The organism is Streptomyces harbinensis (assembly GCF_900116145.1).
Taxonomy (GTDB): Bacteria; Actinomycetota; Actinomycetes; order Streptomycetales; family Streptomycetaceae; genus Streptomyces; species Streptomyces carpaticus.
This window is the reverse complement of sequence record NZ_FPAB01000005.1, coordinates 122,940-137,573: the sequence shown is the minus strand read 5'-3', so window position 1 is coordinate 137,573 and position 14,634 is coordinate 122,940. Positions and strand designations below refer to the sequence as shown.

The following is a 14,634-nucleotide window of genomic DNA, read 5'->3' as shown; positions in this document are numbered from 1 at the left end:
TGCGTGGCTTCGTTCGTCTGCCTTGCTCCGTGCTGGAGGTGCGATGAGGGATCCGGTCCAGGCCGTCCACCGCGAGAACGTGTATGGCCGTTCGTTGAACGCCTGCGCCGTGGAGGTGAAGCATTGGCGCTCCGCCGCAGGTGAGGTCGCTCGGGAATGGGGCGGTTCGCGAGACGTCGTGGAAACCGTGCGGCTGGGGGTCTCGGAACTGATCTCCAACGTGGCACGTCACGTGCAGAATCCGCGCTGCTACCTGCGGATGATGCGGATCGGCACGGAAGTGACAGTGCAGGTCTTCGACCGATGCCACCGACTGCCGGTGGTGGGGAACGCCCCGGACTGGGCCGCAGAGTCGGGGCGCGGGCTGTGGATGTTGCGGGAGATGGCGGACGGGTTCGGGTGTGAGCGGACCCTCCGCTGTGCCGGGAAGATCGTCTGGTTCCGGTGCGTGCTGCCGGGGGGTGGCCGGTGAACGTGCCGACCCAGGTGTGGGTGCAGACCGATGTGATCTCCGGGTGGGCCGAGGAAGGCGACTGCCTGATGTGTGCCAGGACCGGGGTCCTGGTCATGTGGCTCGGGCCGGTCGTGGGGTTCGGCCGGAGCCGGCCGTTCCATGCCTGTGAGCCGTGCACCACCCGGCTCGCCCGCTGGGTGCGCGGTGCTCCGCCGGAGCCCTGCGCGCCCACCACCAGTACCCACGGGGTCTCCGCCGACGAGCGCCGCTACGACACCGCGATCAACTCCGTCGCCGCCGTCACCATCGCGGGCATCCTCTCGCTCACCTCCACCGCCGCCGGGCTGTGGCTGGGGGCGCGGTGAGACCGGCGTTCAGGCCCCGGACACGTGCTGCTTCTCCTCGGCGAAGTGGCAGGCCGAGGGGTGGTGGGCCCCGGTGGCCGGGTCGGGGAAGGGGGCGGGGACCGTCAGGGGTGGTTCGACGCGGGCGCAGAGGTCCTGGGCCTTCCAGCAGCGGGTGCGGAAGCGGCAGCCCGAGGGCGGGTTGGCCGGGGAGGGGACGTCGCCGGTGAGGATGATGCGTTCGCGCAGCGCGCTCTGTTCCGGGTCGGGGACCGGGACGGCCGACAGCAGTGCCTGGGTGTACGGGTGGGTGGGGTGGTCGTAGATCTGGGTCTCGGTGCCGGTCTCCACGATCTTGCCCAGGTACATGACGGCGATCCGGTCGGAGATGTGCCGCACGATGGAGAGGTCGTGGGCGATCACGATGTAGGAGAGGCCGAACTCGTTCTGGAGCCGGTCGAGCAGGTTGACCACCTGCGCCTGGACGGAGACGTCGAGGGCGGAGACCGGTTCGTCCGCGACGATGATCTCCGGGTTGAGAGCCAGGCCGCGGGCGATGCCGATGCGCTGCCGCTGGCCGCCGGAGAACTGGTGCGGATAACGGTTGATGTACTCGGGGTTGAGGCCGACCACGTCCAGCAGTTCCCGTACCCGGCGCCGCCGGTCGCCCTTGGGGGCGGCCTCGGGGTGGATCTCGTACGGTTCGCCGATGATGTCGCCGACCGTCATCCTCGGGTTGAGCGAGGTGTACGGGTCCTGGAACACCATCTGGATGTTGCGCCGCACCGCCTTCAGCGCCCGGCCGCTCAGCCGGGTGATGTCCTCGCCCTTGTAGAAGATCTCCCCGGCGGTGGGCTTCTCCAGGCTCATCACCAGCTTGGCCACCGTCGACTTGCCGCAGCCCGACTCGCCCACCACGCCCAGCGTCTCACCGGGCGCGAGGGTGAACGAGACGCCGTCCACGGCCTGGACGGCGCCGACCTGGCGCTGGAAGAGGATGCCCTGGGTGAGCGGGAAGTGCTTGACGAGGTCGCGGACCTCCAGCAGCGCCTCAGTCACCGATCGTCTCCTTCCAGTAGTGGCAGGCGCTGGAGCGGTCCGGGGCCACCTCGTACAGCGGGGGGACGTCCACGGCGCAGCGGTCGCGGGCGATGGGGCAGCGGGGGTGGAAGGAGCAGCCGGGCGGGATGCGGGCGAGGTTGGGCGGCAGTCCCTTGATGGCGTACAGGTCCTGGCCCTTGCGGTCCAGGCGCGGGATCGATTCCAGCAGGCCCTTGGTGTACGGGTGGGCGGGGCGCTTGTACAGGGCGTCCACCGGGGCGTGTTCGACGATCTTGCCCGCGTACATGACGGCGATGACATCGGCGGCGTCGGCGACGACGCCCAGGTCGTGGGTGATGAGGATGAGGCCCATCCGGTACTCCTGCTGGAGTTCGGAGAGCAGGTCCATGACCTGGGCCTGGACGGTGACGTCCAGGGCGGTGGTGGGCTCGTCGGCGATGATGAGGTCGGGTTCGAGGGCGAGGGCCATCGCGATCATGATGCGCTGGCGCATGCCGCCGGAGAACTGGTGCGGGTAGTCGCCCACCCGTTCCCTGGCGGCCGGGATGCGGACCCGTTCCATGAGTTCGATGGCGGCGGCCTTCGACTCCTTGCGGGAGGCGCCGCGGTGCACCCGGAACATCTCGCCGAGCTGGTAGCCGACGGGCAGCACCGGGTTGAGGGAGGACAGCGCGTCCTGGAAGATCATCGCCATTTTCTCACCGCGGATCCGGCGTCTGGCCTCGCGGCCCATGGTGAGCAGGTCCTCGCCCCGGAAGAGGATCTTTCCCTTGCTGATGCGGCCGGGCGGCGAGTCGAGGATGCCCATGATGGCCTGGGCGGTCACCGACTTGCCGGAGCCCGATTCGCCCAGCACCGCCAGGGTCTGGCCGGCGTCCACCGCGTAGCTGACGCCGTTCACCGCATTGACCAGTCCGTCCCGGCTGGTGAACTCGACGTGCAGGTCCTGTACTTCCAGCAGCATGGCCGGTGGCCTCCCCTTCAGCGCAGCTTGGGGTCGAGGGCGTCGCGCACCGCGTCGCCGAGCATGATGAACGCCAGGACCGTCAGCGACAGCGCGGCGGCCGGGTAGAGCAGGATGTGCGGGGCGTTGCGGAACTGCATCCCGGTGGAGGCGGCGGAGATGTCCACGCCCCAGGAGACGGTGGGCGGGCGCAGGCCGACGCCGAGGTAGCTGAGGGTGGCCTCCAGGGCGATGAACGTGCCGAGCATGATGGTGGCCATCACGATCACCGGGGCGATGGCGTTCGGCAGGATGTGCCGCAGCAGGATGCGGGCGTGCGAGGCGCCGAGGGCGCGGGCGGCCTGCACGTAGTCGTTCTGTTTGGCGGTGATGACGGCGCCGCGCGCGATACGGGCGATCTGCGGCCAGCTCAGTGCGGCGATCACCAGGACCACCGGCCAGATGCCGGAGAGCTTGATCATGCTGAGGAAGACGATGGCGCCCAGGATCAGCGGGATGCCGAAGAACATGTCGGTGACCCGGGAGAGCAGGGCGTCCCAGAAGCCGCCGAAGAAGCCGGCGAGCCCGCCGATGACCGTCCCCACCAGGGCGACGCCGAGGGTGGCGCACACCCCGACGGCGATGGAGGCGCGGGCCCCGTAGACGGTGCGGGTGTACACGTCGCAGCCCTGGGTGTCGAAGCCGAACCAGTGGCCGGCGGAGGCGCCCTCCAGGGAGCGGGAGAGCTGGCAGCGCAGCGGTGACTCGGTGGCGATGAGCGAGGGCCAGATCGAGATCAGCACGAGGAAGCAGATCAGCAGCGCGGAGATGACGAAGACCGGGTTGCGGCGCAGGTCGTGCCAGGCGTCCGACCACAGGCTGCGCGCGCGTCCCGGTTCCGCGCCGGTGGGCGTGGCCGGTTCGCCCCGGCCGTCGCCCGCCGCGATCGCGATGGGGGCTTCGGGGGGTCCTACGGGCGGTGGCTGGGGCGGTTCAGACATAGCGAATCCTCGGGTCGAGCACGGCGTACAGGAGGTCGACCAGCAGATTGGCGAGCAGGAAGATGAGGACGAGGACCACCACGAAGCCCACGACGGTGGGTGAGTTCTGCCGCAGGATGCCCTGGTAGAGCTGGAATCCGACGCCCTGGATGTTGAAGATGCGCTCGGTGACGATGGCGCCGGCCATCAGGGTGCCGATGTCGGCGCCGAGGTAGGTGACCACCGGGATGAGGGAGTTGCGCAGCAGGTGGCGTACGGTCACCCGGCGGCGCGGCAGGCCCTTGGCGACGGCGGTGCGGATGTAGTCGGCGCGGGTGTTCTCGGCGACCGAGGTGCGGGTGAGCCGGGTGACGTAGGCGAGCGAGACCAGGGCGAGGATGATGCCGGGCAGGAGGAGTTCGCTGAAGCGGCCCTCGGGGCTGACGGCGGGGTTGATCCAGCCGAGCTGGACGCCGAAGAGGAACTGGGCGGTGGTGCCCAGCACGAAGGTGGGGATGGCGATCACGACCAGGGTGGCCATGAGGATGGAGGTGTCGAAGGCCCGGCCGCGGCGCAGTCCGGTGATGACGCCGAGGAGGATACCGAGGACGAGTTCGATGACCAGGGCGGTGAGCATCAGCCGGAAGCTGATGGGGAAGGCGCGGCCCATCAGGTCGGTGACGGGTTCGCCGTTGAAGGCGGTGCCGAAGTCGCCGGTGAAGATGTTGCCCATGTAGAGCAGGTATTGCTGCCACACGGGCTTGTCGAGGTTGAATTCGGCGCGCAGTTGGCGGGCGGTGGCGGGGTCGGGCGCCCGGTCGCCGAAGAGGGCCGCGACCGGGTCGCCGAGCGCGTACACCATGACGAAGATGAGGAAGGTGGCCCCGATGAAGACCGGGATCATCTGGAGCAGGCGGCGTACGACGTAACGCCCCATGGTCAGCTGACCTTGATGTCCGTGTAGACGGGGACGGAGAACGGGTTGAGCTTGACGTCGCTGACGCGGGTGGAGTAGGCGGCGGTGCCGTTCTGGTACCACAGCGGGATGGCCGGCATGTCCTGGACGAGGACGCGTTCGGCGTCCCGGAACTTGGCGACGGCCTCTTCCTCGTCGGAGGCGCTGTTGGCCTCGTTGACGAGCCGGTCGAACTCGGGGCTGGAGTACACGGCGTCGTTGGAGGAGGCATCGGTGTAGTACAGCGGCTGGAGGAAGTTCTGGATGAGCGGGTAGTCCATCTGCCAGCCGGTGCGGAACATGCCGGTCATCTGCCGGTTGGTCACCTGGTTGCGGAAGTCCGCGAAGGTGGGCACCGGGTTGACGGTGCAGGCGGCGGTGTTGTCCAGCACGTTGTTGATGCTGTTGCAGGCGGCGTCCATCCACTGGCGGTGGGAGCCGGTGTCCACATTCGAGCTGAGGGTGACCTTGCCGCCTGGCAGGCCGCCGCCCTCCTCGATGAGCTGCCGGGCGCGCTCGGGGTCGAAGGTGCAGAACTCGCCGCACAGTCCTTCCTCGTAGCCGCCGGCGTCGCCGAGGACGGGTGAGGTGAAGTCGGTGGCCGGGGTGCGGGTGTCGAAGTAGATCTTGGAGGTGATCTCCTCGCGGTCGATGGCCATCGACAGGCCCTGCCGGACCTTGGCGGCCTCCGGGCTGCTCCAGGCGGGGTCGTAGAGCGGGAAGGAGACGGTCTGGATGATGCCGGCCGGCTGGTTGATGAAGCGGTCGCCGAGGTCCTTCTCGGCGTTCGACAGCTGGGAGGCGGGCACGTCGTCGATGACGTCGAGGTTGCCGGCCTGGAGGTCGGTGTACGCGGTGTTGTTGTCGGTGTAGACCCGCAGTTCCACGCCTTCGTTCTGCGCCTTGTCGGGGCCGGCGTAGTCCTCGTACTTCACCAGTTTCATGCTCTGGCTCTTGGTGTACGTGTCGATCTTGTACGGGCCGTTGCCGATCGGCTTGGCCAGCCAGGCGTCGTGGTCGTCGAAGAAGGCGCGCGGGAGCGGGGCGTACGCGGCGTACCCGAGCGTCTCGGGCCACAGCGAGAACGGTTCGGTGAGCCGGACGGTGAAGGTGTGGTCGTCGACGACGGCGAGGCCGCTCATGGTGTCGGCGCTGGGGGTGGCGTTCTCGTCGGACGGGTGGACGTCCTCGTAGCCCTCGATGAACTGGAAGAAGTAGCTGGCGATCTGGGCGTTCTCCAGATGGGCGCCATAGTTCCAGGCGTCGACGTAGGAGCTGGCGGTGACCGGGGTGCCGTCGGAGAAGGTCCAGCCGGGCTTGATCTTGACGGTGAAGTTCTGCTGGTCGGTCGTCTCGATGGACTCGGCCATCTCGTCCTCGGCCTCGCCGGTCTCCGGGTTGTAGCGCTTGAGGCCCCGGAAGATCATGTCGAGGACCTTGCCGCCCTGCACCTCGTTGGTGTTGGCGGGCTCCAGCGGGTGCTGAGGGTCACCCCAGGAGGCCCGGACGACCCCGGCGCTGCCGCCGGCCGTGCCGTTGCCGCCGCCGCAGGAGGTGGCGGTGAGGGCGAGGACGGTCGTGGCGGCGATGGCCCAGCTCAGGCGGGTGGCTGCGCGCATGGGATGGCCTCCTCGGACTGCCGAAAGTCGCATTAAGGCAATATATGACCTTTCCGTCCGTTTTACGCTTCCCGTGTCATCCCGACACGCCCGCGTCCCCCACATGCCGACGGCCGCCGGACATCCCAGATGCCCGGCGGCCGTGGCCGTCTTAGCTGGTCAGCGCGGTGACAACGTCACGAGGCGCCCACCACGTCCTTCTCCTCCGCGAAGTGGCACGCCGAGTCGTGCGCCGCTCCGCCACCCGAGTCGCGGAACCGCTCCGGCACCGCCAGCAGCGGCACCTCCTCCGCACACCGGTCCTGCGCCTTCCAGCAGCGGGTCCGGAAGCGGCAGCCCGACGGCGGGTTCGCCGGCGAGGGCACGTCCCCGGTCAGGATGATCCGCTCCCGCGACTCCCGGCCCTCCGGATCGGCCTGCGGCACCGCCGACAGCAGCGCCTGGGTGTACGGGTGGGTCGGGTGGTCGTAGATCTCGGTGTCGCTGCCGATCTCCGCCATCTTCCCCAGGTACATCACCCCGACCCGGTCGGAGATGTGCCGCACGATCGACAGGTCATGCGCGATGAACAGGTACGACAGCTCGAATTCCTTCTGGAGCTTGTCCATCAGGTTGATGACCTGCGCCTGCACCGACACATCCAGCGCCGAGACCGGCTCGTCGCACACGATGATCTCCGGGTTCAGCGCCAGACCGCGGGCGATCCCGATCCGCTGCCGCTGCCCGCCGGAGAACTGGTGGGCGTACCGGTTGATGTACTCCGGGTTGAGCCCCACGACCTCCAGCAGTTCCTGCACCTTGCGGCGCCGGTCGCCCTTGGGGGCCACATCGGGGTGGATCTCGAACGGCTCGCCGATGATGTCACCGACCGTCATCCGGGGGTTGAGCGAGGTGTACGGGTCCTGGAACACCATCTGGATGTTCCGCCGCACCGCCTTCAGCGCCCGCCCGGACAGCTTGCTGATGTCCTCGCCCTTGTAGAAGATCTCGCCGGACGTCGGCGTCTCCAGGTTCATCAGCAGCTTGGCCACGGTCGACTTGCCGCAGCCGGACTCGCCGACGATGCCCAGCGTCTCGCCCCGGTACAGGGAGAAGGAGATGTCGTCGACGGCCTTGACCGCGCCGATCTGCTTCTTGAAGAGGATGCCCTGGGTGAGCGGGAAGTGCTTGACGAGGTTGCGCACTTCCAGGATCGGCTCGCGGTCGCCCGCGCTCTTGCCGAGGTCAGCCATGGATCGTCTCCTTCCACAGGTGGCAGGCGCTGGACCGCCCGGTGATCGGCGTCCCGTCCTGCTCGGTGACCTGCACCAGCGGAGGAACCTCCGTACGGCACTGGTCGGTGGCCAGCGGGCAGCGCGGGTTGAAGGCGCAGCCCGAGGGCACGGCGGTCAGGCTCGGCGGCAGACCGGAGATCGCGTACAGCTCCTGGCCCTTGAGGTCCAGGCGCGGTATCGACTCCAGCAGGCCCTTGGCGTACGGGTGCGCCGGCCGCTTGTACAGCTCGTGCACCGGGGCGTTCTCCACGATCCGGCCCGCGTACATCACCGCGATCTTGTCGGCGACGTCCGCGACCACGCCCAGGTCGTGGGTGATGAGGATCAGCCCCATGTTGTGCTCGCGCTGGAGCTCGGCCAGCAGGTCCATGACCTGCGCCTGGACGGTGACGTCCAGGGCGGTGGTCGGCTCGTCCGCGATGATCACATCGGGTTCGAGGGCCAGCGCCATGGCGATCATGATGCGCTGGCGCATACCGCCGGAGAACTGGTGCGGGTAGTCGTTCACCCGCTCCTTGGCGGCCGGGATCCGCACCCGGTCCATCAGCTCGATGGCCTTGGCCTTGGCCTCCTTGCGCGAGGCGCCCCGGTGCACCCGGAACATCTCGCCCAGCTGGAAGCCCACCGACAGCACCGGGTTCAGGGACGACAGGGCGTCCTGGAAGATCATGGCGATCTGGTTGCCGCGGATCTTCCGGCGCTGGGCCTCGGACATCTTGAGCATGTCCTGGCCCCGGAACAGGATCTCCCCGCCGGTGATCCTGCCGGGCGGCATGTCGAGGATGCCCATGATGGTCTGGGCGGTCACCGACTTCCCGGAGCCCGACTCACCGAGCACGGCCAGCGTCTCGCCGGCGTCCACGGTGTAGCTCACGCCGTTGACGGCGTGGGCCGCGCCCTCCCGGGTGTGGAACTCCACATGGAGGTCACGGACCTCCAGCAGCGGTACGCCGGGGGCGTCCGCCGGGGTGATTTCGACCGGTTCGATCGACACGCGCGTCAACTCCCTCAGCGCAGCTTGGGGTCGAGGGCATCGCGCACGGCGTCACCCAACATCAGGAAGGACAGGATGGTCACGCTCAGCGCGATCGAGGGGAAGATCAGGATGTGCTCGGCCACCCGGATCTGGTCCCGGGCGGAGTTGATGTCCCCGCCCCAGGAGATCGCCGGGTCGGACAGACCGATACCCAGGTACGAGAGCGTGGCCTCGGCGGTGATGTACCCGCCCAGCGCCACCATCGCCACCACGATCACGGGGGCGGCGGCGTTCGGCAGGATGTGCCGCAGCAGGATCCGTCCGGTGCCGGCGCCCAGCGAACGGGCGGCCTGCACGTAGTCGGCCTGCTTGATGGTGATCACCGAACCGCGCATCACGCGGGCCACGGTGGTCCAGCCCAGGAAGGCCAGGGCCAGGATCACCACCCACTCGGTGCGGGCGTTGAAGGAGACCAGCACGACCATGGCGCCCAGCATGAAGGGGATGCCCATGAAGGTGTCGGTGATCCGGGAGAGCACCGCGTCGATCCAGCCGCCGAAGTACCCGGCCAGCATGCCGATGATCCCGCCGGTGACCAGGACCAGCGCGGTCACCGAGATACCGATGATCACCGAGGCCCGGGTGCCGTACACCACGCGGGCGTAGATGCTGCGGCCCTGCTGGTCGTAGCCGAACCAGTCGGGCTGGAAGAAGTGGGTCAGCTCCGGCTTCTGCAGGTAGTGCTGGGTCAGGTCGCCCAGCCGCGGGGTCTCGGAGGTGAACACCGAGGGGAACGCCGCGACGAACAGCAGGAACAGGATGATGATCGCCGGGATGACGAACTTGGGCTTGCGCCGCAGATCGCGCCAGGCGTCCGACCACAGGCTGCTCGCCTTGCCCGGCGGCGGGCCGGCCTCGGCGACCAGCACCCCTTCGGGGGTCTTGCTCACGTCGCCGGCCTTGGTGGTCGCTGTGGTGTCAGGAGCCTCAGGCATAGCGAATCCTCGGGTCCAGGACCGCGTAGAGCAGGTCGACGAGCAGGGAGACAACGAGGTAGACGATGATCATGAACGTCACGATGCCGACGACCGTGGAACCCTCACGGGTGTTGAGTGCCCGGAAGACCGCCCGGCCGATGCCGTTCACGTTGAAGATGCCCTCGGTGACGATGGCACCCGTCATCAGGTTGCCGAGGTCCACGCCCAGGAAGGTGACCACCGGGATCATGGAGTTGCGCAGCAGGTGGACGCCGACGGCCCGCCGCTGGGTGAGGCCCTTGGCGCGGGCGGTGCGCATGTAGTCGGAGCGCCGGTTCTCGGCGACCGAGGTACGCGTCAGCCGCGCGACATAGGCGAGGGAGAGTGCGGCCAGCACCATCGCGGGCAGCAGCAGCTCGCCCCAGTTCTCCGAGTCCTGCACGGAGGGGGTGATCCAGCCGAGCTTCACACCGAAGTAGGTCTGCACCAGGTAACCGAGCACGAAGCTGGGGACCGAGATGAGCAGCAGGGTGACGAAGAGGATGCTGCTGTCGGTCTTCTTGCCGGCCCGCAGACCGGCGATCAGGCCCATGGCGATGCCGACGACGGCGGTGAAGACGAACGCCAGCACGGTGAGTCTGAGGGTGGCGGGGAGCGCGTCGCCGATCACGTCCATGACCGGCCGTCTGCTGGCGATCTGGATGCCGAAGTCACCCTGGAAGACCCCGATGAGGTAGTTCCAGTACTGCTGCATGATCGGCAGGTCCAGGCCCAGTTCCTTCTTCATCTGGGCCATCTGAGCCGGGTCGGGGGCGCGCTCGCCCCACAGTGCGGCTATCGGGTCACCCGGCAGGGCGTACATCATCATGAAGATGATGAAGGTCGCCCCCACGAACACCGGGATCATCTGGAGCAGTCGCCGCGCGACGTAGCGCCCCATCGTTCCTCCATGTCAGTCGGCAGGGCCGGTGGCCGCTCCGGGTCACGGAAGCGGCCACCGGCCCCCTTGCAGCAGCGGTCTTACTTGACCGTGATGTCCTCGATCACCGGCTGGCCGGCGACGTCGAAGTGGACGTTCTCGACGTTCTCCGAGAAGCCGGCGTTCACGTTCTGGTACCAGAGCGGGATCGCGGGCATGTCCTCCCAGAGGACCTTCTCGGCCTCCTGGTAGGCGGTGACGGTCTCGTCGAAGGAACCGGCCTGGTCGCCCTGCTTGAAGAGCTCGTCGACCTCTTCGTTGCTGTAGCGGCCGTAGTTGGACGGCGCGGTGCTGCTGTACAGATCCCGCAGGAAGTTGACGTTCAGCGGGTAGTCCTGCAGCCAGCCACCCCGGTACATGCTGACGACCTTGTCGGCGCGGCGGTCGGCCAGGTCGGTCGCGAAGTCCGGCTTGGTGTCCAGGACGCACTCGACGTCCAGGTTCTTGATGATGTCGTTGCAGACCGCGGTGGCCCACTCGGCGTGACCGCCGTCACCGTTGATCTGCAGGGTGATCTTGTCGCCGGGGACGCCGCCACCCTCCTCGACCAGACGGCGGGCCTCCTCCGGGTTGAAGTCGGTCTTGCCGTCGGCGGCGTTCTCCAGGTGACCGAAGACGCCGGGCGGGGTGAAGCTGTCGGCCGGGGTGCGCGAGCCGTTGAGGACCGTCTGGGTGATGGTCTCCCGGTCGATCGCCATCGAGACGCCCTGGAGGACCTTGGACGGGTCGTCCAGGTCGCCCCAGCCGGCGTAGAAGGCCGGAACGATGGACTGGGTGGCGTTGTACGGCTGCGCGATGGCGCGGTCGCCCAGGTCGGTCTGGTAGACCGGCAGGTCCTTGGGGTCGACCTGGCGCAGCACGTCCAGGTTGCCGGACTGGAGGTCCTGGTAGGCGGTGCTCAGGTTGTCGTACGCGATGATCTCCACGCCGCCGTTCTGCGCCTTGTTCGGACCGGCGTAGTCGGCGTAGGTGGTGAGGGTGATCTTCTCGTTGTGCGCCCAGCTGGTGAACTGGTACGGGCCCTGGCCGATCGGCGCCTGGCCGAAGGCGTCCGGGTCGTCGTAGAAGGCGGAGGGCAGCGGCGCGAAGACGTGGTAACCCAGCTTGTACTCGTAGTACGAGACCGGGTTGGCCAGCGTGACCTCGAAGGTGGTGTCGTCGACAACCTTCAGGCCGGACATGGTGTCGGCGGTGGGCTCGGCGCCCTCCTCCGAGGGGTGGACGTCCGCGTAGCCCTCGATGTCCTCGAACCAGGCGCTCTGGCTCTGGCCGTTCTCGACGTTGGCGGCCCAGTTCCAGGCGTCCACGTAGTGCTGGGCGGTGACCTTCTCGCCGTCGTGGAAGGTGAAGCCGTCCTTCAGCTTGATGGTCCACACCGAGGCGTCGTCGTTCGACTCGATGGACTCGGCCGCGACGTACTTGATGGAGCCGTCGTCCTCGAAGTCCAGCAGGTTCGCGAAGACGTTCTTGATCACCAGCGAGCCGAACTGCTCATTGGTGCTGGTGGGGAGCAGAGCCGACTGGGGCTCGCCGCCGTCCACCTTGACGATGCCCGAGGCGTTGCCGGACGCGTTGCCGCCATCGCCGCTGCCGCCGTTGTCGTCGTCGCTACCACAGGCGGTCGCGGCCAGGGCCACAACGATCGCCACTGCGGCCCACTTGGCGCTGCGCGCACCACGCATGGGCTTGCCTCCTTGGGAGTCCGGTTCGTTGCTGAAAAGCCGCGGAGCGCGATGGGCTCAACACGCGTTGAATACCCAAAGTGTCCAGCAGCCGCACCCGGCGAAAGCCTGAGCGCAATGCCCCCAACTATTGGGCATAAAACTTCGGTGAACCACCGATTGCCGATTTCATTTTGATGAAGATAGGGAGGTGAGATCAGGCAATCCGGACATATCCACCCCCTGGAGTCACCGATATGCGGACTGATGTGACGAACATCGCCCCATTTCGTTCGCATAACGAACACAACTCAGCGCGAGCGACCGGATCGAACCTTGACAGAATTCGATACATCCGGTAGCCCGCGCTGAACGCAGAGCTACTGACGGGGAAATCCCCGCCGACTACTGCCGCTTGGCCCGCGACGCCGCCCGCGCCCGATCCCGCTGGTCGAGCTGGACCTTGCGGATCCGCACCTCGACCGGCGTGACCTCCACGCACTCGTCCTCACGGCAGAACTCCAGCGACTGCTCCAGGGAGAGCTTGCGCGGCGGAACGAGATTCTCGGTCGTATCCGAGGCCGCCGCCCGCATGTTGGTGAGCTTCTTCTCCTTGGTGATGTTGACGTCCATGTCGTCGGCCCGCGAGTTCTCGCCGACGATCATGCCCTCGTACACCTCGGTGCCCGGCTCGACGAAGATCGTGCCGCGCTCCTGGAGATTGAGCATCGCGTACGGGGTGGCCGTACCGGAGCGGTCCGCCACCAGCGACCCGCTCTGCCGGGTGCGCAGCTCGCCCGCCCACGGCTCGTGGCCCTCGAAGATGCTGTGCGCGATACCGGTGCCCTTGGTGTCGGTCAGGAACTCGGTACGGAACCCGATCAGCCCGCGCGAGGGCACCAGGAACTCCATCCGCACCCAGCCCGAGCCATGGTTGGTCATGGTCTCCATCCGGCCCTTGCGGGAGGCCATCAGCTGGGTGATCGCGCCCAGGAACTCCTCCGGCGCGTCGATGGTCATCCGCTCGACCGGCTCGTGCGTCTTGCCGTCGATCTCCCGGGTCACCACCTCGGGCTTGCCGACCGTCAGCTCGAAGCCCTCGCGGCGCATCTGCTCCACCAGGATGGCCAGCGCCAGCTCACCGCGGCCCTGCACCTCCCAGGCGTCCGGCCGCTCGGTGGGCAGCACGCGCAGCGACACATTGCCGATCAGCTCGCGGTCAAGACGGTCCTTGACCAGCCGCGCGGTCACCTTGTGGCCCTTGCCGCCCTTGCCGACCAGCGGGGAGGTGTTCGTCCCGATGGTCATGGAGATGGCCGGCTCGTCCACGGTGATCAGCGGCAGCGCCACCGGGTTCTCCGGGTCGGCGAGCGTCTCACCGATCATGATGTCCGGGATACCGGCCACGGCGCAGATGTCGCCGGGCCCGGCCACCTCCGCCGGCTTGCGGGTCAGGCCGTCCGTCATGAGCAGCTCGGAGATGCGGACCTGCTGCTGCGAGCCGTCCCGCTTCATCCAGGCCACGGTCTGGCCCTTGCGCAGCTCGCCCTGCTTGACGCGGCACAGCGCGATCCGGCCCAGGAAGTTGTCCGCGTCCAGGTTGGTGATGTGCGCCTGGAGCGGGGCGTCCTCCTCGTACACCGGGGCGGGCACGGCGGAGAGCAGGGTGGAGAAGAACGGCTCCAGGCTGTCGCTGTCGGCCGGGACGGTGCCGTCGGCCGGCTGGGTCAGCGAGGCGATCCCGTCGCGCGCGCAGGCGTACACGATCGGGAACTCGATCTGGTCCTCGTCGGCGTCCAGGTCGAGGAAGAGGTCGTAGGTCTCGTTGAGGACCTCGGAGATCCGGGCGTCGGACCGGTCGGTCTTGTTGACGCACAGGATGACGGGGAGCCGGGCCTGGAGGGCCTTGCGCAGCACGAAACGGGTCTGCGGCAGCGGGCCCTCGGAGGCGTCCACGAGCAGGACCACGGCGTCGACCATGGACAGGCCGCGCTCGACCTCACCGCCGAAGTCGGCGTGGCCGGGGGTGTCGATGATGTTGATGACGATCGGGGCGCCGCCGCCCTTGGGGTGGTACTTGACGGCGGTGTTCTTCGCGAGAATGGTGATGCCCTTCTCGCGCTCCAGATCGCCCGAGTCCATCACCCGGTCGTCGACGTGCTGGTGGGCGGCGAAGGCTCCCGCCTGCTTGAGCATGGCGTCGACCAGCGTCGTCTTGCCGTGATCGACGTGGGCGACGATGGCGACATTGCGGATGTCCTGGCGCGTGGGCATGGCTGACGGTGCTTCTTCCGAGACGAGGGAGGTGAGCGGCTCGGCAGATATGTACACCGGCCTGTACCGCTATCGTACGGGGCCCGGCGCGCCACCGTGCTCGCGCCGGGCTCGCGAGCCCCTCGTCCGCGCTCCG

Annotated in this window: 13 protein-coding genes; 2 read left to right on the top strand and 11 right to left on the bottom strand. The window is 68.0% G+C overall.

Annotated elements, in window-relative coordinates:
• Positions 1-43: 43 nt before the first annotated feature.
• Positions 44-472 (top strand): ATP-binding protein, encoded by a 429-nt coding sequence (locus BM385_RS15560; RefSeq protein WP_093843401.1) that lies wholly within the window; start codon positions 44-46, stop codon positions 470-472.
• Positions 469-819 (top strand): hypothetical protein, encoded by a 351-nt coding sequence (locus BM385_RS15555; RefSeq protein WP_019434864.1) that lies wholly within the window; start codon positions 469-471, stop codon positions 817-819. The genes BM385_RS15560 and BM385_RS15555 overlap by 4 nt, the downstream gene beginning before the upstream one ends.
• A gap of 9 nt (positions 820-828) precedes the next feature.
• On the opposite strand, the gene BM385_RS15550 is transcribed toward BM385_RS15555, so the two are convergent.
• From BM385_RS15550 to typA, 11 genes are all read right to left on the bottom strand, one after another.
• Positions 829-1,857 carry an ABC transporter ATP-binding protein gene (locus BM385_RS15550; RefSeq protein ID WP_019434863.1) on the bottom strand — a complete coding sequence of 343 codons (1,029 nt, stop codon included), beginning with the start codon at positions 1,855-1,857 and terminating at the stop codon, positions 829-831.
• Positions 1,850-2,824, bottom strand: coding sequence for an ABC transporter ATP-binding protein (locus BM385_RS15545; protein ID WP_019434862.1), 975 nt, complete (start codon positions 2,822-2,824; stop codon positions 1,850-1,852). The genes BM385_RS15550 and BM385_RS15545 overlap by 8 nt, the downstream gene beginning before the upstream one ends.
• Positions 2,825-2,841: 17 nt before the next feature.
• Entirely contained in the window at positions 2,842-3,804 is a 963-nt protein-coding gene (locus BM385_RS15540) for an ABC transporter permease (RefSeq protein ID WP_019434861.1), read from the bottom strand.
• Entirely contained in the window at positions 3,797-4,720 is a 924-nt protein-coding gene (locus BM385_RS15535) for an ABC transporter permease (RefSeq protein ID WP_019434860.1), read from the bottom strand. Before BM385_RS15535 ends, BM385_RS15540 begins: the two co-directional genes overlap by 8 nt.
• Positions 4,721-4,722: 2 nt before the next feature.
• Positions 4,723-6,357 (bottom strand): peptide ABC transporter substrate-binding protein, encoded by a 1,635-nt coding sequence (locus tag BM385_RS15530; RefSeq protein ID WP_093843400.1) that lies wholly within the window; start codon positions 6,355-6,357, stop codon positions 4,723-4,725.
• 176 nt (positions 6,358-6,533) lie between these two features.
• A complete protein-coding gene (locus BM385_RS15525) occupies positions 6,534-7,589 on the bottom strand; it encodes an ABC transporter ATP-binding protein (protein WP_019434858.1) in 1,056 nt (351 codons plus the stop codon).
• A complete protein-coding gene (locus tag BM385_RS15520) occupies positions 7,582-8,625 on the bottom strand; it encodes an ABC transporter ATP-binding protein (RefSeq protein WP_175543004.1) in 1,044 nt (347 codons plus the stop codon). Before BM385_RS15520 ends, BM385_RS15525 begins: the two co-directional genes overlap by 8 nt.
• Positions 8,626-8,639: 14 nt before the next feature.
• Positions 8,640-9,602 carry an ABC transporter permease gene (locus BM385_RS15515; protein WP_019434856.1) on the bottom strand — a complete coding sequence of 321 codons (963 nt, stop codon included), beginning with the start codon at positions 9,600-9,602 and terminating at the stop codon, positions 8,640-8,642.
• On the bottom strand, positions 9,595-10,524 hold the full coding sequence (locus BM385_RS15510) for an ABC transporter permease (RefSeq protein ID WP_093843398.1): 930 nt from the start codon (positions 10,522-10,524) through the stop codon (positions 9,595-9,597). The genes BM385_RS15515 and BM385_RS15510 overlap by 8 nt, the downstream gene beginning before the upstream one ends.
• Positions 10,525-10,604: 80 nt before the next feature.
• Positions 10,605-12,245: a peptide ABC transporter substrate-binding protein gene (locus BM385_RS15505; RefSeq protein ID WP_019434854.1), complete on the bottom strand. Its 1,641-nt coding sequence runs from the start codon at positions 12,243-12,245 to the stop codon at positions 10,605-10,607.
• Between the two features lie 384 nt (positions 12,246-12,629).
• Entirely contained in the window at positions 12,630-14,498 is a 1,869-nt protein-coding gene (gene typA, locus BM385_RS15500) for a translational GTPase TypA (protein WP_093843397.1), read from the bottom strand.
• Positions 14,499-14,634 lie beyond the last annotated feature (136 nt).